The sequence below is a fragment of the Acidomonas methanolica genome (assembly GCF_004346035.1).
Lineage (GTDB): Bacteria > Pseudomonadota > Alphaproteobacteria > Acetobacterales > Acetobacteraceae > Acidomonas > Acidomonas methanolica.
Map to the genome: position 1 here is coordinate 1 of NZ_SLZN01000035.1, position 18,548 is coordinate 18,548.

Below are 18,548 nucleotides of genomic sequence, written 5' to 3' on the forward strand. Positions count from 1 at the left end.
TCACTCCATATGAATTCATTTGCCAGCAGTGGGAAAAAGAACCATCACGGTTCATACATAATCCGCACCATCAAATCATGGGACTAAACATCTAGTCAGTATGGGGATCGGTCCGGATTCCGTTACGTACGGCAAGCGCGACCGGAGCTTCCCGATCGCGGCGCTCGATGCGTTCATCGAACAGCGTATGGTCAGATCCCGGCCTGCGCGTGTCGAGCCTGTAAAGACAAAACGCAGGCCCGGCCGTCCGCGCAAGGCAGAGTTTGAGAAGCACAAGTATCTGACCCACTGGGTTGCCATCGCGATTGCCCTCTACATCGCCTATCTTTTCTGGATATACGGGATCTTCGATGTTGCGACCGGATCGACGCTCCCGGGCTGAACGAGCAGCACATTCAGAACACCGTTCGCCTCCCCGACCCTGGCAACGACTCATGACCGGGTCGCCCCACGATCGCTCGACTGGGGCGCGATAATGCGGCACGATCTGGACGATGACAGTGACCGTGAATTCGAGCGCGTCACGCGGTTCCTCACCCAGACTGGAGAGAGGCTGGCGGAACGCGCTGCGATGCGTCGACGGCATTTCTCGAGGGCTTTCCGTTGCTCGGTTGACATAAACCCGTCAGGGGTTGTCACGCGGCTTCGGCTGGAAACCGCGCGCGAGCGTGTCGCGGATTCCTCGTCGCCTATCGAACGAACCACCCATGCCGCGGGTGCCCACAATCTCATGCGGAGAGCGGACCTGCCGCTCTCGCCTCGTGTCGGACATAAATGGAGTTGATCGGGCGTCCAGAAAGCGGACGATCAGCCCTGCTGGATGCGTTCCTGAAAGCGGGTGAGCACGGATTCAGGCCCATCGTCCGAGAAGACGCTCGTCAGACCTGCCGCGGCGCCCGTCGCGGCGATCTCCGCGCGTGCGGCCATCGTCGCCTCGTAAACCCCGATGCTCTCCATGCCGATCGCCTGCGTCAACGCTTCCGCGAGATCGAAGGCATCGGCCAGGGCGAGATTGACTCCCTCGCCGCTGAAGGGCGACATCAGATGGGCGGCGTCGCCCAGTAGCGTGATTCCGGGGTGCGTGACCCAGCGCGTGCCGATCGGCATCGCATACATCGGCCGGACACCGATGAAATTGCCCTCCCCGACGAGCCCTCTCAGATCCAGCGCCCATGCCGCAAAGGCGTCGGCCATGCGCGCGCGAATCTCCTGCTCCCCGGATTCGGACAGGGCCGCGGCCGCCTCTTCCGACATCCGAACGCCACAGTAGAACCGTAGGTGGCCGTGCCCATTGCGCTGAAGGATCATGGCGCGATTGTCGCCCACCGCGAACATTTTTCCGTGGCCGGCAAGCGCCGCCGCATGGGGATGCCGCGTCTCGTCGAAGCCTAGTTCCAGAAGCGTGACACCTTGATAGACGGGCCGGACATCGGTCAGGAACGACCGCACGCGCGACCACGCGCCATCGGCTCCAACGACGATATCGAACAGCTCGCCCCCTCCCTCCTGCAGAATTCGGATCCGCTCGCCCTCGGACGCGATCCCGGTCACGCGCTGTCCCCAGCGCACGACGCCCGGGGCGAGCGAGTCCAGCAGGATGCGGCGCAGATCGCTCCGATCGATCTCCGGGCGGTTCGCCTCATGTCCGTCATGCTCGAACAACAGGCATCCGGCCTCGTCATACAGCCGGTCCCCTTGGTCCTCCGGACGGGCAGCCGCCGCGAATTCAGCCTCCAGACCGGCCGCTCGAATGGCTCTTTGTCCCGTATCCTCGTGCAGGTCGAGCGACCCGCCCTGTGGCCGCTCGTCCGCATGGGCGTCGCGTTCGAAGACGGTGACGCTCATGCCCTGCCGTTGCAGCAGACGTGCGAGCATCAACCCACCGGGGCCGCCGCCTACGATGCCGATCCGCTCTTTCATTGTCTCCGACACCCCCACCCATTACATAGGAGCCTATATAGAAGAAACATAGGACACTATGCAATGACCGAAACTCCCTGGAACCCGCTTGATCATCCGGGGCACTACCTCAGCCGCATCGGGCGCGGATTGACGCGGATCGGCGATGCGCGGCTTCGCCCCCTCGGCCTGGCTACCGCGCAGTTGCCGGTGCTGTCCTTGCTGCAGAACGGCGAGAAACGATCCCAGAAGGAACTGGCGGCCTTGGTGAAGGTCGAGCAGCCGACGATGGCGCAGCTCCTGTCGCGCATGGAGCGCGATGGCCTTATCCGGCGCGAGGCCGATCCGGACGATCGCCGCAGCAGCCTCGTCTCGCTGACGGATGCGGCGATCGAGCGCCTCCCGCGCGGGCGGCAGGTTCTGCGCGACGGCAATGCCGACATGACACGTGGCCTGTCCCTGGAGGAAGTCAGGACGCTGATCGGCCTGCTCCGCCGGGTGCTCGACAACGTCGAAGCACTTTGATCCTCGTCAACCGTTCGAGAGCAGACAATGCGCAATCCCGACCAAAACTGCGTATCAGTTCACCGGAAATGTAGAAGACAGACAGCAATCGCCCTCTTTTCAGACGCCGGAGCAAGTCTCAAGTCTCATCAAAGCGGACGCATTTGATACGGCACACTTGGCCTTATGCCAGAAAGAGCTTTTCCGCATATACCTTGGAGATAGCGCCTCCCCTAAACAGCAATCAAACCAATATTATACCATCCTGTTCTGCGATGTCCGCAAACCAAACAGCGTTATCTGCTACGATGCAGTTGCTGGAAGACCCCAAGTCGATCTGTGATTTGCCAGTGTCCGGTTAAACGCTCGTTGTTATCGAAAGTGTAAACCGTTGCCCCGGACATACTTATCAGTCGGTCGGTCGCCGGAAAGCCAGGTAGATCACCCGTATGAGTGCCGCTCCATAGCCAGGTCATCACGATATTCTGGCCGTCGGCAAATAATTCCTGAATATCAAACTTCTGGTCAGGAAAGGACGCATGTCTTCTGCCGGAAGCGGCACGAATATCTCGATCCTGGAGAAAAAGTCCGGGTCCGCCCGCGCGGCCAAGACGCCCGTGACGACATGCGCGCTTCTCGTCCCGTTGCGGTTGATCTCGACAGTTCGGCCGAGAACCTCTGTCGTGCCGAACAGCGTTTGCGCGGCTTTTTGCGAAAGGACCAGCCCGTCCGGCCGCGAAAGCGCGTCGCTGGGCGACCCATGCAGCATCGTGACGCCGAAGAGGCGGAAAAGGGACGGATCGGTCAGATAGGCGTCAAAGGCGGTGAAACTCCCGTTCCGCTCGACTTGCAACGTTTCCGCTTCGACGCGCGAAGCGTCCTCTATTTCCGGGAAATCCTCGCGCAGGAAAGGCACGGCGCGAAAGGTAACGCCCGGGCTTTCCCTCGGTGCATTTCCAGGAAGCGTGAAATATTCATCAACGCGCACTAGCCGGTCCACGTCCGGCAGGCTCGCATTGTAGCTGTATTCGAACCGCACGAGCAGGGCGAGAGTGAGGAACACGCCGATGCCGAGTGCGAGGCCGAACACGTTGAGCCCGACATAGAGCGGATGCCGCCGCGCCTGTCGGATAACGCTACGAAGGATCGTGGTCAGCATGGCTCGTTTCTCACTTCACATGGCGTTACGCACGGAGACGACCACCTGACCGTCGAGCATGTCGACGCGGCGTCTGGCAAGGTCGGCGTGAGAAGGGGAGTGCGTGACCATGATGATGGTGGCACCCTCGTCGTTGAGCGCCTGGAGGATATCCATCACCTGCGCGCCGTTCTCGGTGTCGAGGTTGCCGGTCGGCTCGTCGGCGAGGATGAGGCGCGGTTCGCCGACGATGGCGCGGGCGATGGCGGCGCGCTGCTGCTGGCCGCCGGAGAGCTGCGAGGGATAGTGCCGCGCGCGATGGCCGATGCTCACGCGGTCCATGGCGTGGGCGACACGATCGCGACGCTCGGCTTTCGGCATGTTGCGGTAAATCAGCGCGAGCTCGATATTCTCCTCGATCGTCAGTTCGTCGATGAGGTTGAAGCTCTGGAAGACATAGCCGAGATGCTCGCGCCGGAATTTCGCCAGCGCGGCCTCGTTCAGCGCCGTCAGCTCGTGCTCGCCGAAACGGTAGGAGCCCGCCGTCGGTCGGTCGATCGTGCCGAGGATGTTGAGCAGCGTGGACTTGCCGCAGCCCGACGGCCCCATGATCGCGACGAACTCGCCCGCCTCGATATGCAGGTCGATCTCCTGCAACGCGGCGGTTTCCACCTCGTCGGAGCGGTAGAGGCGCTGGATATGCGAGAGTTCGATGAGCATGAGGAAGGGCTCCTGTGCCTCAGCGGATCGCGAGGTGGTTGAAGTTCTTGTAGGAATTGTAGGAGGAGACGATCACCCGGTCGCCCGCGCGCAGGCCGCCGGTGAGTTCCACCTGCTCGGGATTGCGCCGCCCGGAGGCGATGCTCACCCGGTCCGCGCTCCGTCCGTTCGGGGCCATGACGAAGGCCGACGACCCGCCGCCGGCCTCCAGCCATGCGCCGTTGGGCAGCACGAGCGCCGTCTGCGTCTCGCCCAGCGTGATGCGGATATCCACGCTCTCGCCGCGCCGCAATCTGGCGGGGGGCGGCGTGTCGAAGGTCAACTCCGCGCGAAACTGGCCGTTCGTCACCTGCGGATGCACGCGGGAGACGGTCAGGGGGAGTTTCACGTCGCCGATATCTGCCTCGGCCCGCTCGCCGACGGCGACGCGGCCGAGATAGAACTCGTCTATATCCGCGTCGAGCCGGTAGCGCCCCTCGCTGTCGATCTGCCCGATCTTGTCGCCCGCCTTGAGGGACTGGCCGGGCTGGAGATCGAAATTCGTCAGCCGCCCGGCCAGCGGCGTACGCAGGACGAGTGCGTCGAGACTCCCCGCGTGTGCGGGTGAGCCCCCGGCGTAAGCAGCGGCTTGTTCGCGGACAGGGGCCGATCCCCGCGTGTGCGGGGGAGCCCCGTCCGGCGTGTATTGGCTCTCTGCGGTGACGGGCCGATCCCCGCGTGTGCGGGGGAGCCTACAAGATCAACTGGCAGGATTTCATCGTCACGGGCCGATCCCCGCGTGTGCGGGGGAGCCGACGCAGCCGTTACCGAAGACGCCCGCGCTGCGGGCCGATCCCCGCGTGTGCGGGGGAGCCATCTCCGCTGCCGCTTTCAGACCCGGATCGTCGGGCCGATCCCCGCGTGTGCGGGGGAGCCGCGCACGGCGAAGCGACGGGTCACCACCATTCGGGCCGATCCCCGCGTGTGCGGGGGAGCCGCCGATCCAGCGGATAATCTGGGGTGTCGGATGGGCCGATCCCCGCGTGTGCGGGGGAGCCGACCGACTTAGAGTCAAGGATGCCTTCCATCAGGGCCGATCCCCGCGTGTGCGGGGGAGCCGGACCGCCGATAATTTCCGGCGTGAGGGAGCCGGGCCGATCCCCGCGTGTGCGGGGGAGCCGCCACGCAGCACGATCCTCATGCGCGCCGGAGGGGCCGATCCCCGCGTGTGCGGGGGAGCCCAAGCCGGGGCAAAGTGGCGCGGGCCGAGCCGGGGCCGATCCCCGCGTGTGCGGGGGAGCCCCCGCCTTTAGAGCCGCCGTATAAAGCGCCCTGGGCCGATCCCCGCGTGTGCGGGGGAGCCTTATGGAGATATTATGCCCATTACCACAGACCAGGCCGATCCCCGCGTGTGCGGGGGAGCCTCCATGGCTGTTTTTGGAGCATTTACTGAAGGGGGCCGATCCCCGCGTGTGCGGGGGAGCCACCTTGTCCGCGTTCTTAGTCGGCTCCCTGCCGGGCCGATCCCCGCGTGTGCGGGGGAGCCCCCCATGTCAGGAGCCTGATTTCGTCGTCATCGGGCCGATCCCCGCGTGTGCGGGGGAGCCTTGGGCCGTATATTGAATACGGTGGTTGTATTGGGCCGATCCCCGCGTGTGCGGGGGAGCCTTTATCACCGGCATATACAGGTCAAGATAGGCGGGCCGATCCCCGCGTGTGCGGGGGAGCCATCCCATTTGTGAAGATGATGGATAGCCAGACGGGCCGATCCCCGCGTGTGCGGGGGAGCCCTTTTGTCAAACCCTTTTCAACAGCCATGCGGGGGCCGATCCCCGCGTGTGCGGGGGAGCCTTTGTGCGCCTATGTTTTCCGCCATCTGGCGCGGGCCGATCCCCGCGTGTGCGGGGGAGCCTGTGTGAACATCCGAAAAATCTGTGTGACTAGGGGCCGATCCCCGCGTGTGCGGGGGAGCCCATAACTCCAGTCGCGGTAGATAGTGCAAATGGGGCCGATCCCCGCGTGTGCGGGGGAGCCGCCATCGTCTGTGCTGCCGCTGCTGCTGCCGTGGGCCGATCCCCGCGTGTGCGGGGGAGCCTAGCCAGTAGGGAGCGCGCTGAACATCCACTCGGGCCGATCCCCGCGTGTGCGGGGGAGCCCCCGTGACGTCGCCTGTGACAGGAGCTGTCACGGGCCGATCCCCGCGTGTGCGGGGGAGCCGGAACGCCCACCCCGATGTTATGTGCCGAGACGGGCCGATCCCCGCGTGTGCGGGGGAGCCAAATTAGCTGCGTATAAATTCGGCCACCAGATGGGCCGATCCCCGCGTGTGCGGGGGAGCCCGAGCGTGACGGTCACGTATGACAGCACGAGCGGGCCGATCCCCGCGTGTGCGGGGGAGCCTCTTGCCTTTAAATATATGACTCTATTCACTTGTCAAAGAACAGGGCAAGACAAAGCGGCAAATTCTAGATCTCGCGCCGCACCAGCAAGACACCATCAAGGTCTGCCAGGGTCCGTCGCGGCTCGCCCAAAGTGAGAATGGATTGATGGCCGGGCGCGTTCACATCCCGCCAGGTCATGATGATCGACCCGCGCCGAAGCTCTCCATGCCACTCACTCAGCACCCGCCATACCCGCTCGCGAACCGCCCTGCTCAGGCGCGGGCCGGTATAGACCCCCGGCGCCAATTCCAGCATCACCGAGGAGAGGAAGCCACGGTAGCGATCCTCCACATCGCGCGTCACTACCAGGGTCATCGGCATGACGCGCTATACCTCCGGCTCAAACAAGGCCTTGATCCGGTCGATCATGGCGGGAATCACGCCCTCTCGCTGCAAAATGCCGCCAGCCAGGCGCCGAGTGATCCGCTCGATCGGCATATCGGGCTTCTTCGTCGCCTCCTTCGCCGCCTGAAAGGCCACCGGCAGCGTGATGGTATCGCGAAAGAGATCAGCGATATCGAGCACGAAGCTCTGGCCGGAATCCTCGTGAATAAAGCCAAGCTGGGGAACCGTGGCGGTGGCCGCGACCGCGATGGCAGCTGCCGCCTCGATCGCGCTCGCAGCATGGTTGATCGCCTGATTGGCGAGATCAGCCGCATTCGGATTGGCGCGGTCATAGCGTCGGCCCGCCCAGGGGACGCCAAAACGCGCGGCTGTCAGCTTGTAGGTCTCTTTCATGCGCGCACCCTCAATGCCGCGCAGCACGGTGATATCGCGGTGCGGCAGCACCTTCCCCAACCGCCACGCATACATGCGGCGCGCAACGGCAAGGCGCCCGCCAGCCGCATCGGCCCAGGCGCGGGCCTGCTGGCGGGCGAGGCCCGAATTGTCGGGGATAAGAGGCGGCGCCGTGTAGCACCGCACCCCATCTGCCCCGACCGCCGCGAGTCCGGTGCCGTGATAGGCTAGAAGCCGCAGCGCATCATGGCTGACGGTCGAGCCCGGCCCGAGCAGGACGAAGGAGACCGATTGATGCGGCAACTGGTAATCTCCCGCCTCCATCGCTGGGCCGGCAGCCGCGACGAAGCGAAGACAGCCATCCTCCACCCCGAGCGCGCCGCGTTCGAGATAGACGAGACCGAACCGATCCACATGCGGAATCCGCGCGGTCTCCAGCCCGAGCCTTCCCTTTAGCACGGTCAGCCCGTCCGTGCCGATCGCAGCAGAAGCATACCGAAACCGAAGGCGCGATGACGCCCGACGCCGCGGGCGAGCAGCGCCGCGAAGGCCATGCGGTCGGCCACGCGCAAGGTACCCTCGAAAACGGCCTCCCGTCGCCCGATGACAGAGCGAGACCCCCGGCGCGCACGGGCATGGCCGTGCATACGCGCCGCCACCCCCTCCCCCGGTTCGCCCTTGCGCCAGAGCCGGGCATCGCTGAGGGAGGCGAGGCGCACCGCCTGAAGGCGCGCGGCGCCGCCTATCCGCGCATCGAGCCACTCCCGATAGACCTCTTCGCGAGAGGGCAATTCGGCGATGATCGCCTGCCGGTACTGCCTTTCCGCCGGCTCATCGGCAAAGGGGCCGGCCAGTGCCACATGGCGCTGCACAAGTGCGACATAAGGATCAACCTCCGCACCGGGCGCGAAACGCGGATGCTGTCGGCCGACCCGCACCACGGGGCAGACGCGCAGCCGAAAGGCCGCTTCCTGCCCATCTGCCAATACTGGCATCGGCTTGCTTGCTGCCTGATCCCAGGCGATTGCCTGATGTCCGGCAGCAGTGGCTTCGAGGCTTTGATGACCCTGGGGAGCATAGGCGAGCACCCACAGGTATTTCCCTATGCCACTCGGATCCTGCTGCACATCAAAAGGCTTGGGCGCCGACTCGCCAAACAGCCGGGCAAAGAGCGCATGAACCAGATAGCCGGTATCGACCGACCAGCTATCCCGCACCAGACCATGCTGAAGCCCCGACTCGAAGAGAGCGGCGGTCGAAACCGGTAGGCGGAGCATTGAAAGGGTCATGGCGCGCCCCCTGCCGCCGCGTGCAGGCTGAGACGATGAACAAGGCGGCTGCCGGTATGCATCTGATTGCGCCAATCCCTCCTATCCACCAGCCGTTCCGCCTCAAGGCTGTCGGGGTGGTCCGGGAGCAGCCGCGCGTCTATCTCCGCCGTTTTTCCCGCAATCTCGATCGAGAGCCGACACAACCCTTCCCGCAGCGCATCCTCGGGCGTATCGGCGCTCAGGATGGCACCAAGCCGGATGGGCGCCGCCGGCAGGCAGGGCTTGCGGCCAATGAAAAGCGGCCGCGCGGGATGGTCCAGCGCCTCGGCAAGCGGCTGAAGGGAAGGCTCTGGCTCGGGCGGATCGAGCGTGAGGGCGACAAGCACGAGCGCATCCGCGAGATACCATCGCTGGCGGATATGCGTCCCTTCGCTCGACGCGCCGGCGCGTGCTTCAAGCCGGCCGCGCGTCGTCCAGCCGGTGCCACTGAGATGCGGCAGGCCGAGATCGACCGTCTGATAATCCCGCAACTGCTCACCCGATCGGGCGAGCAGACTGGCGAGCCGCAGCCGGGATTGCAGCACCTCCAGCGCTTCGGCCTCAGCATGATCATAGCCGAGAGCGCTGCCCAGCAGGCCGGCCAGCTGGGATTGGCCGGGGAAATCGCGTGTCGGGCCGATGGCATCCACCTTCGGGCCGCCAAAGGCCATCAGCGGCGCTTCAAGCCGCAGCAGCAGATAATCCCGCGCCCTGCTCATGCTGCCCTCGCCGCATCAGGCGCCGATCCGATCTGGCTGGCCGCCCAACGCGCGAGGCCCGCCAACCCGCCCGGCTCGCCTTCCGCCGGAATGGCGGCAACATCGAGCAGAGAGGCAATGCGGCGATCCTCCTCCCGCCCATACATCTGGTCGAAGCTTCCCAGATGCCGCGCTAGGGCTTCCACCGCGTTGGGGCGCGCCGCCTTCTCGTCTACCGGCTGGTGAAACGCCGTCATCAAGGAACGCGGCTGCCGCTTGCCCGCTTCGATCATCACCAGATCGGCATAGCCATAAGGCGCGGTGGAACCGAGCTTGGCGCCAGGAGAGGTAGTGGCAATCAGATGGATGAGATGCTCGATGGCGCTCGCGGCCAGGGTACAATTCGCGCGGCGCCAATCCTTGGCCGGCACCCCTTCAAGGTTGGAAACAAGCTGCGGCACGTCCACCACCACATAGCCGTAGAAGAGGCCGCTCGTCAGTTCCGCCGTCTGGATCAAGCCGGTGCCGAGTTCGCCCGCTTCGCGCGTCAGATTGTCGATGGCGACGAAGTAGTCGGACTCGGCCTCCTCCTTATGCACGGTCAAGGCATGGGCCACATGCACCGCGCCATCGCCACGGGCGAGAATATCCGAGGTCACCATACGCCCGAAGAGTGCCGCATCGAGGCCGCAGGCGAGCCGCAGCGCGCGGAGATTCCCCAGCGTTTCCTTCTGTTTGAGATGGGCCTTCACCGCCGCGTCGATATCGTTTGGCTTAGCGGCCAACAGCTTCCTGGCTGTATCGCGGGTGAAGTCGATCTCCGGCCGGCCGAGCACGATGACCTGGTTGGTATCGAGCGCATCCTCGATGCGTTTCTCGATCGACACGGCTGGTTCCGCGCCTTTCGTCTTGGCACCTTTCTCCTTTTCGACCTTGGCCTTTTTGCTCTCCCCCAGCATCTCGGCCCGCAGGGCGAGAAGCACAGCGATCACCTCATCCGGGGCGAAGCCTTCGGCCACCAGCGGCAGGGCGATCTCCCGGGAGATGATCTTGCGGGAGCGGACGGTCCCCGGAACGCTCTCGCCGGTCGCGGGGTCGCTCAGCGCCTGGAGCGACCACGTCGAAGCAACATCGCGCCAATGCCGCTTCTGGCATTGGGAGGAGACGCGCAAGCGGCCGACGCCGCCATAGGGCATGCGCTTGGCGAGGCCGACATCATCGCGATTCAGCAAGGAGGCGCCATAGGCCGTCAGGGTGTGAATTTGCAGGAACAGAGTGTCGCGTTGCATGATCATACCTCGGTGTCGCGCTCGGCGCGTTGCAGGGTTGAGAAGTAATCGCGGGCGATGGCATGGGCACGGCGCGCGGCGTCTTCCTCATGGCCTTGCGCGGCGGCGAGGATAAAGGGGCCGAAACCATCACGCCCATAATGATCGGAAAAACGAAGGCGCCGACCCTTGGCCCCGCACCAGCGCGCGGCCTGACGGACGTGAAAGGCCACCTCATCATGCCCCCGCGCGCGCAGCAGCTGGATGAAACGCGGCTCGGCATAGGGAACTTCGCCAGTAGCTTCATTGCGATGCCCCAATGCGCGGCCGACGGGTTCCGCCTTTGGCTCGCCCGCCTCCAGCATCGCCTGGATTAGGATGGCCCAGGCGCGCTCCAAGCTTTCATTCCGGATTCCCAGCCTGACGATCTGCCGCCAGAAGGCCGGCGGAAGCACGCCATCGGCCTTCATCCGGCGGAGTTCCGCGCGATCACCGGAGCTGAGCCCGCCATCATCCTCGTCGCGGGCGGAAAGCTCGGCGAGATGCCGGATATCCGAATTGACATCAGAACGGGCGAGTGATTCAGGCGGCGTCATCTGTTTCCTCCTCAGTTTCCGCATATGACGGCAGAAGCTGCGCCTTGCGGAGCTTGCCGTTCAGCATGCCTTGCCCGAGCGCTTTCGCTCTCTCCTGCCTGCTGAAGGGTGGGCTGAATGTTTCAGTGGTTTTTTCGAACAGACCGCGCGCCAGACCCGCCAGCGTCGCCCGCCAGGCAGCCTCGGCACTGAGCGCCGCTTCGTCATCATCATCCGCCGCGGCGCGGGCGCGGAGATGATCAAAAAACACGCGGTCCACCTCCTGCTCATAGCTATCGAGGATGCCATCCGGCCGTCTGTCGTCGAATTTGAGTTTCTCCGGGCCGCCCTGAAAATAAAGGAGCAGCGCGAGCTTGAGCGCCTGCTTGGCCTCGGCGGCGTCCGCTACCATCCCCTGGCTAAGCTTGCTCAGGGCATTGAGGTTTTTTCGCCCTGGCAGACGCACCCAGCGCTCATGTAGCCCTTCGGTCTTGCCCTGTCCACGCACCAGCACGGCGCAGCGGAGCCAGACGGCATCGAGCGGATCATCCGCGCGGGGCATGGCCGCCTCTGGCAGCAGGAACTCCTGGTTGGCGATCAGCCGCGTGATCAGCCGATAATCGAAGCCGCCGCCGCCCACGGTGAGGGCGGAACTCTCCGCCCGATTGAGCGGCGTCCAGGCATCGCCGAGGTTACCTTTGGCTTCCTTGATGGTCGCGACCCGCGCGGTGTTGCTCGCCCGCCCCCAGGCCGTGATCTGTCCACCCGCATCCCGCAGCAGACGCACGCGGCGACAAATCTCAATGAACAGCGGGTCGAGCCGCTGCGTCGGGATGCCTTCCTCGCGATCCCATGGCTCCAGCCAGAGGAGACCGAGACCGCTTTCGGCGAAATTGCTCTGGGCCACATCCAATGCCTTGGCCCGCGCGGCGAGTGCGGCCTGCACGCCCCGGCGGAAGCAGGCCGCCAGATCCCGGCCAGGTGTGCGCATCACCAGGGGGCGGCTGGCGAAGCCGCCATTCATCCGCGCGATGCCGAAATTGCCCCGGCCGGAATAGCCTTGCAGCGTTTGCAGTGTCACCAAGGCAAAGAGCCAGTGCCGCGCCTCCGCAGTGGCGGCGCGCGCCATCTTCACATCGTGATTCTTAGCGGTGATCAGCAGATCGATCTCGTCCGGCGTATAGCCTGCGATGCTGTAGCCATCGAGGCGGCCGGTGCCGATGGGAGGCTGCATGAAGGCGGGCTTCGTGAGATCATCCACGACAAGGGACCAGCCGGTGTCAGCTACATCCGGCGTCAAGGCTTCCAGCCGGGCGCGCCAGGCGGATGGATCGGCGAGGTTGCGCCATTCAGCATCATCCTCGGCGGCGGTCGCCTCGCCAGAGCGGTGCAGAGCGAGGGCCGCGAGTTGATAAAGGAATAAATCCCAGGCGTAGCGCTGATGCGCGGCGAGCCCATCGAAGCCGGTGAGTGTGTAGTCACAGAGGCGAGAAAGAGCATCAGGCAACGTGCCTGCAATGACCCCCTCCCGCGTTTCGAGCAGAAGAATCGGTTCGGAGAGCATGAGATGCGTTTCCATTTTTGAAATGGAACAATACGGAACAATATGGACGCAAGTCGGATGTCGCAAGGCCAGGGGCCACTGGCGAAACGACTCTATGGGCTGCTCCACATACTTGCTGTCTCTTTTTTACCTCGGGGAACAGGAAGTTTGCCGGATCACAGTTGCACACTGTGATCCGGCATCAAGTCGTAATGGGTTCTCCTATTGGAGGCAAGAAGAAATTAACCGCTCTGCCGATAGGCAAAACGTTCCCCGCTGTGGCAGGGGAGCTTTGGCCTCTTTTGCCGGCCTGTTGGCTGAGCGGGGCCGATCCCCGCGTGTGCGGGGAAGCGTATCATCAATCCTGCCTTTTACGCTCTCCGCAAGCCCAGACGGTCATAAACAAACAAACGATCGCCAAACCTTATCGACAGACCTCCCGCCTCATCGGGGGTCGAAACCGGTTCCTCCTTGGCAGAAACACCGCTCAACCAACGGCCGGGAACGGTCAGGCTGCTGATCTCATGGCCAAAAGGCCCGATCGTGGCGGGCGGCAGCGAGACTAGCCGATCGTCCAGGCCAAGCCGCACGCGGATATGCTCACCCAAATCAATCGCGGCTGCGATTTCCTTGTCCCATTCTAGGCAGGCAATCCCCGCCTGCCCTTCCTGCGCCGCGTTCGTGCCGAGGATGTGCCACCAATGCTTGACCCAGGCGCCGCCCAGCTCTTCGGCCAAGGATTGCAATGACTCTGGATGGCTCGCCGCCTCAACTAGGCGCCGATTATCGCGGGGGATTACCAGATCGGGGCTAGCCGCGATCGCGCGGCGGGTTGCGACCACGCCGAGGAGGTCGGGATAGACAAGCCCGAGCGCCAGCGGAGCCTGCCCCCGGCCCATCTGTCCGTCGGCATTGAAGCAGGCCGCGAACACATCCTCCGTCGGCGCGAGCAGGATGACGCGCGCTTCCTCGAAACCGGCGATGGGAACACGATCGCGCTTGCGGTGCAGCCGGCCGATGCGTTGCAGCAGCACATCCGCCGGACAGAGATCAGTGATCAAAAGGTCCGCATCGATATCGAGGCTTTGTTCCGCCGTCTGTGAAGTGATGGTGACCGATCCGCCCCGCCGCTCACAATGCGCGCCGAGCACGGCTTCGAGCGCACCATCAAGCAACCGCCGATCCTCGGGCGCGAAGCGCGCATGATGCGGAGCCAGCACAGGCCCCCCGCGCCCATGAACAGCGAGCGACAAGCCAGGTTCCAGTGCTTCAAGGGCAAGCTGGGTCGCCACCACATCACCCACCGTATTGCGAATCACTAGCACGCGTGCGCCCATCCGTCCAGCCTCTGCCGCAAACGTGGCGACGGTTGCCGGATCGTCCCACACGGTATTCAGCGTAACACGTACGGATTTCGGCTCATGCTCGGGCGGTTTCGCAAAATTGGCGAAGAAGCCTGCATTATCGGTCCAGACCGCCGGGTAGGGGGTTTCGATGGCCGCCTGGTGATCGGCCACCGAAACACGACCGCGCCGCTCAAGCAGGGATTGCCGGGTAAAGGCGCCGAGTGTTGCCGACATTAGAAGCGCATGGCCTCCGGCACTGCGATGTTGATCGAGCAGATGGCGCAGGATCGTTGTCATGTAGATATCGGTCGCGTGGACTTCATCCACGACGAGCAAAAGGCGAAGCATTGCGCCTGACCGTAATTGCGCATGGCGCACCCGTAATGCGCCCATCAAGGGCTGATCGATAGTGCCCACGGCGACACAAGCGGCGAGGTAGCGCTTGGGCCGTGCCGCAGCCCATTGCGCATCCTCTTGTTCTTCCGGCCAAAGCGGCGCCTCTCCCGGCAGAGGCGCCGCCGCATCGCTTGCGCGATCCAGATAGCCGGGAACCGCGAGAATGACAGCAGGCGCCGCATCCCTGAGCAATTTCTTCAGCAACTTTACGATCCGCTGATGGATCTGCACGGCGGCCGCACGGGTCGGCAAGGCGAAATAAAGCCCGTCCACGGCACCTTCGTCGAACAGCCGCAGGAAGTGGATCAGCGCCGCCTCGGTCTTGCCTGACCCCGTCTCGTCTTCAATAAGGCAGGTACGACCCTCGGCAGGCGCGGATGGCAAGGCGAGTACCGCTGCCTGCGCGGCGGAGGCCGCCGCGAAACCCGTGAGGGGTTCGATCTCCCAAGTAAAAGAAGCGCAGGCCGCGCGGCCTGTTTCGGGTGCCAGAAGACGGCGGGCAAGCAGCTCAGAGGCTTTTTCCTTTGCCCAGACGTAACGCTCCGTGCCGTCCGGCGCGCCGCCATCACCCGCCATGGGAAATATGGTCGTATCCGAACCGAGCCAATCGGCAAGCGTCAAAAGCCCCGCGAAGGCGTGGCCGAAGCGCGGCGTCCAATCAATCCCGGCGCCGTCAAAAGCGGCCGGAAACCAAAGCCGGATCGCTTCGATCAAACCGCGGGAGGCAGCAATCGGGTCATGGGTGGCCGTGGCCTGCCACAGGAGGGCCAAAGCAGGCTGCGGCGCGGGAAGGTCGCCGTGATGCGCGAGTGTCGCGAGGAACGGTTCCCATTGATCGCCTGCGCCGAGCAACGCCGAGAGACTGCCCAACCCGCCCTCTGTGACGAGTCTCCGCAATTGAATGGCTGATTTCCTGTCCCTCTCATCCCTCCCATTTTTCAACAGCGAGACGAGTGGCATGATATGGCCGCGCTGGGGGTATTTTCGGTCGAAGGGTGCGTGCTGAAAGCCCTGGCTGATCTTGCCGAGATCATGCAGTGCCGCTAGAGTACAGATGCGCGCGCGATCCTCCGCTGATAGACTTGCCTTTCCAAGCAGGCGCGCCAGGCGCGCCGCGATCACCGATTGTTCGAGCAAAGCGCTCAGCACGGCTGCCACATCCGCACTATGGCCGACCAGCGAAAGAACACCCGTAACCTCGCAGTCGCAGGTATTGCGGCAGGCACTGCCCCGCTGCTCGCGGCAAGTACGCCGCAGCTTCGCCCAGCAGCCGCCAGCGTCGGTGTACGTGCAATGATTCATCGAATCGGCCGTATCGCTCATCGGGTCTGCGCTTGAGGCGCTGAGATCATGCATATCAGGTTCTGGGGAGGCTCTTCAACGAGTCGTTTTGTGGGCTGCCACGTCATGACGATTGATTTCATTAAGAATCCCAGTCCGACAGAGGTGATGTTGTGGACGGCCCCCGCACGGAATGTACGAAGGTGAGATTGTCGCCGTCTGCAACGCATGGAGCCACCTATGGGAACGATTTCGACGACAGGCCTCGACCTGGCCAAGAATGTTTTTCAGGTGCATGGGATCGATAGTCTTGGGAATATCCTCGTGCGCCGTCGCTTGCGGCGCGGTGAAGTTCTCCGGTTTTTCGAAACACTCCCGCCGTGCTTTCCGCCCAGCTCCGCTAACAGTGAAGGAGGTCGCCGAGACATTGACCGCCTCGAAAGAGAGAGGCTGTGCCCCATGGCGTGGTGTAGGAGCTGGATTGGCTGGTGAGGCGGCCACCGCCGGTCTTTGATAGGGTTCGAATGCGAAACGAACCTGAAGGACCTGACGATGACCGATGAGAAGATGGCGCTGCTGGAGCTTGTGGAGCAAGCCTCGGATGGCGATTTTGTGCGCGAGATGCTGGCGTTTGCCGCCGGGCGGATGATGGACATGGAGGTTGAGGCCCGAACCGGTGCGCCGCCTGGCGCGCGTTCGGCGACACGCACCGCACAGCGTAATGGCTACCGCGCCCGGAGTTGGGACACGCGGGCGGGCCCGGTCGAACTGGCGATCCCGAAGCTGCGCAAGGGCAGCTACTTTCCGACCTTTCTCGAACCGCGGAAAACGGCGGAGAAAGCTCTTCTGGCGGTTATCCAGGAGGCCTGTGTCCAGGGCATTTCCACGCGCTCGGTTGATGATCCCGTCCGTGCCATGGGTGCCAGCGGGGTGTCGAAAAGCCAGGTCAGCCGGCTGGTCGGTGAAATCGACGACCGGGTCAACTCCTTCCTGTCCCGGCCGATCGAGGGCGAATGGCCGTATCTCTGGATCGACGCGACGTATCTCAAACTCCGCCAGGGCGGCCGGATCGTCTCGATCGCCGTGATAATCGCTGTTGGCGTGAACACGGACGGGCGTCGTGAGGTTCTGGGGGGCGCTACAGGGCCGTCCGAAGCGGAAGCGTTCTGGACGGATTTCCTCCGCTCGCTGGCCGACCGCGGCCTGCGCGGCGTGAAGCTTGTGGTGGCCGACGCGCATGCCGGTCTGCGTGCCGCGGCCGGTCGCGTGTTCAATGCGACCCTGCAGCGCTGCCGGGTGCACTGGCTACGCAATGCGCTCGCCCATGCTCATGCAAAACAGCGGCCAGCCATCACGGCATTGCTGCGCACGATTTTTACGGAACATACCGCGGACGACGCATCGCGCCAATGGCGGCACGTCACGGACAGGCTGCGCGAGGGCTTCCCGAAACTCGCGGACTTCATGGAGCGAACGGAAGCGGACGTCCTGGCCTATATGGGGTTCCCAAAAGAGCACTGGACGCAGATCTCGTCGACAAACCCGATCGAGCGGGTCAACCGGGAGATCAGGCGCCGCTGCGACGTCGTCGGGATTTTCCCCAACGACGCCGCCGTCATCCGCCTCGTCGGCGCCATGATGCTCGAGCAAAACGACGAATGGGCGGTATGTCGCCGCTACATGACGCTGGAAGGTCTGGCCGCCCTGAGCCATAATCACACCATCAGCCTGCCAGTAATGGTCGCCTGATCTCCTCGAGCCCATCGAGGATCGGTGCTCCTACACCACGCTACGGGGCACAGCCGAGCCATCACCCAGGGAGCCGCGTCGGATCACCGAGCCCTGGCGCCTGGAGATGAGCAACAGGAGCCGACAAAAACCCTCTACGCCTTACGCAGGCAGACCGTCGAACCGGTCTTCGGTATCATCAAGAGCGCCATGGGCTTCACCCGATTCCATCTCCGGGGCCTCGCAAACGTCGCAACAGAATGGACCCTCGTCGCCCTCGCATATAACTGCCGCAGGATCACCCGACTGTCCGCCGCATGAACAACGCTGCCTGCGTCACCCATCACTGCCACAGCCCCCAACCCGACAGCCTGTTAGGTGGAAGCTGTTAATGAAGAAGATACCCGTTTACAGCTCTAAGAGTCCGTCCAAGATCATACTTTATGATTACAAAGCCTTCTTAGCATCATCCGGACTGATGCCCATCGGAGGAAAGCGAGTGCGTTCTTATTGAGGCATTCCCAATCCTTGCTCAGGCGCCGGCAGCGGTTCAACCAGGCGATGGTACGTTCCACAATCCAGCGCTTGGGCAACACCACGAACTTTCCCGCATCGCATCGTCGCACGATCTCGACATTTACAGCGCGGCAGACCTGGGCCAGTCCCTGCTGAAACTTTGGCCCCTGATAGCCTGCGTCGGCGTAGAGTTTCAGCAGGAATGGATGCAGCCCGAACAAGGTTGCCATCAGCATCACGCCGCCGTCGCGATCCTGGATATCGGCCGCATGCACGATGGCGGCCATCAGCAGGCCCTGTGTATCGACGAGGATATGCCGCTTCTTGCCCTTGATCTTCTTACCGCTGTCGAAGCCGGACGGGTCGATCCGGCCCCCCCTTTTTCGGCACTCTTGACGCTCTGACTGTCAATGATGGCCGCTGTCGGGCTGGCGTCGCGGCGCGCCTGCTCACGGCAGAGCACGTAAA

16 protein-coding genes, 3 pseudogenes and 1 CRISPR repeat array are annotated in these 18,548 nt (G+C 63.9%); of the genes and pseudogenes, 5 read left to right on the forward strand and 14 right to left on the reverse strand.

Annotated features, from left to right (window positions below):
- The first annotated feature begins 100 nt into the window (after positions 1-100).
- Entirely contained in the window at positions 101-382 is a 282-nt protein-coding gene (locus EDC31_RS15310; protein WP_042056934.1) for a hypothetical protein, read from the forward strand.
- Positions 383-807: 425 nt separating this feature from the next.
- Here EDC31_RS15310 and EDC31_RS15320 read toward each other — a convergent pair whose 3' ends face one another.
- A complete protein-coding gene (locus tag EDC31_RS15320) occupies positions 808-1,920 on the reverse strand; it encodes an FAD-dependent oxidoreductase (protein ID WP_042056931.1) in 1,113 nt (370 codons plus the stop codon).
- A gap of 63 nt (positions 1,921-1,983) precedes the next feature.
- On the opposite strand from EDC31_RS15320, the gene EDC31_RS15325 reads away from it, so the two are divergent.
- Complete coding sequence (locus EDC31_RS15325; RefSeq protein WP_042056928.1) at positions 1,984-2,424, forward strand: MarR family winged helix-turn-helix transcriptional regulator; 441 nt, start codon at positions 1,984-1,986, stop codon at positions 2,422-2,424.
- Positions 2,425-2,699: 275 nt separating this feature from the next.
- On the opposite strand, the gene EDC31_RS18560 is transcribed toward EDC31_RS15325, so the two are convergent.
- The 12 genes from EDC31_RS18560 to cas3 form a co-directional block, all read right to left on the reverse strand.
- Positions 2,700-2,969 carry an ester cyclase gene (locus tag EDC31_RS18560; RefSeq protein ID WP_081797457.1) on the reverse strand — a complete coding sequence of 90 codons (270 nt, stop codon included), beginning with the start codon at positions 2,967-2,969 and terminating at the stop codon, positions 2,700-2,702.
- Positions 2,879-3,562, reverse strand: a complete 684-nt coding sequence (locus EDC31_RS15335; protein WP_042056926.1) for an ABC transporter permease — start codon at positions 3,560-3,562, stop codon at positions 2,879-2,881. Before EDC31_RS15335 ends, EDC31_RS18560 begins: the two co-directional genes overlap by 91 nt.
- A 15-nt stretch (positions 3,563-3,577) precedes the next feature.
- Positions 3,578-4,261 carry an ABC transporter ATP-binding protein gene (locus EDC31_RS15340; protein ID WP_042056924.1) on the reverse strand — a complete coding sequence of 228 codons (684 nt, stop codon included), beginning with the start codon at positions 4,259-4,261 and terminating at the stop codon, positions 3,578-3,580.
- A gap of 19 nt (positions 4,262-4,280) precedes the next feature.
- Complete coding sequence (locus tag EDC31_RS15345; protein WP_081797459.1) at positions 4,281-4,832, reverse strand: efflux RND transporter periplasmic adaptor subunit; 552 nt, start codon at positions 4,830-4,832, stop codon at positions 4,281-4,283.
- Positions 4,833-4,903: 71 nt separating this feature from the next.
- A CRISPR array of direct repeats spans positions 4,904-6,640; the repeat unit is 29 nt; unit sequence GGGCCGATCCCCGCGTGTGCGGGGGAGCC.
- Positions 6,641-6,705: 65 nt separating this feature from the next.
- Entirely contained in the window at positions 6,706-7,002 is a 297-nt protein-coding gene (cas2e, locus tag EDC31_RS15350; RefSeq protein WP_042056917.1) for a type I-E CRISPR-associated endoribonuclease Cas2e, read from the reverse strand.
- 6 nt (positions 7,003-7,008) lie between these two features.
- Positions 7,009-7,878 carry a type I-E CRISPR-associated endonuclease Cas1e gene (cas1e, locus tag EDC31_RS15355; protein ID WP_042056915.1) on the reverse strand — a complete coding sequence of 290 codons (870 nt, stop codon included), beginning with the start codon at positions 7,876-7,878 and terminating at the stop codon, positions 7,009-7,011.
- Between the two features lie 2 nt (positions 7,879-7,880).
- A complete protein-coding gene (locus EDC31_RS15360; protein ID WP_081797456.1) occupies positions 7,881-8,708 on the reverse strand; it encodes a type I-E CRISPR-associated protein Cas6/Cse3/CasE in 828 nt (275 codons plus the stop codon).
- Entirely contained in the window at positions 8,705-9,448 is a 744-nt protein-coding gene (cas5e, locus tag EDC31_RS15365; protein ID WP_042056913.1) for a type I-E CRISPR-associated protein Cas5/CasD, read from the reverse strand. The genes EDC31_RS15360 and cas5e overlap by 4 nt, the downstream gene beginning before the upstream one ends.
- Positions 9,445-10,716 carry a type I-E CRISPR-associated protein Cas7/Cse4/CasC gene (gene cas7e / locus EDC31_RS15370; RefSeq protein ID WP_042056943.1) on the reverse strand — a complete coding sequence of 424 codons (1,272 nt, stop codon included), beginning with the start codon at positions 10,714-10,716 and terminating at the stop codon, positions 9,445-9,447. Before cas7e ends, cas5e begins: the two co-directional genes overlap by 4 nt.
- 2 nt (positions 10,717-10,718) lie before the next feature.
- Positions 10,719-11,291 carry a type I-E CRISPR-associated protein Cse2/CasB gene (gene casB, locus EDC31_RS15375; protein ID WP_042056911.1) on the reverse strand — a complete coding sequence of 191 codons (573 nt, stop codon included), beginning with the start codon at positions 11,289-11,291 and terminating at the stop codon, positions 10,719-10,721.
- Complete coding sequence (locus EDC31_RS15380; RefSeq protein WP_052511725.1) at positions 11,278-12,834, reverse strand: hypothetical protein; 1,557 nt, start codon at positions 12,832-12,834, stop codon at positions 11,278-11,280. The genes casB and EDC31_RS15380 overlap by 14 nt, the downstream gene beginning before the upstream one ends.
- A gap of 350 nt (positions 12,835-13,184) precedes the next feature.
- Positions 13,185-15,878, reverse strand: coding sequence for a CRISPR-associated helicase Cas3' (gene cas3, locus EDC31_RS15385; RefSeq protein ID WP_158310310.1), 2,694 nt, complete (start codon positions 15,876-15,878; stop codon positions 13,185-13,187).
- A gap of 198 nt (positions 15,879-16,076) precedes the next feature.
- On the opposite strand from cas3, the pseudogene EDC31_RS18225 reads away from it, so the two are divergent.
- The 3 genes and pseudogenes from EDC31_RS18225 to EDC31_RS18230 form a co-directional block, all read left to right on the forward strand.
- Positions 16,077-16,217, forward strand: a pseudogene (locus EDC31_RS18225) (IS110 family transposase); the annotation flags it as partial.
- A gap of 171 nt (positions 16,218-16,388) precedes the next feature.
- The gene (locus tag EDC31_RS15390) at positions 16,389-17,585 is read left to right on the forward strand and encodes an IS256 family transposase (protein WP_042056936.1); all 1,197 of its coding nucleotides are present in this window, start codon (positions 16,389-16,391) and stop codon (positions 17,583-17,585) included.
- 58 nt (positions 17,586-17,643) lie between these two features.
- Positions 17,644-17,885, forward strand: a pseudogene (locus EDC31_RS18230) (transposase); the annotation flags it as partial.
- A gap of 113 nt (positions 17,886-17,998) precedes the next feature.
- Here EDC31_RS18230 and EDC31_RS15400 read toward each other — a convergent pair.
- Positions 17,999-18,548 (reverse strand): annotated as a pseudogene (locus EDC31_RS15400) (IS5 family transposase); the annotation flags it as partial.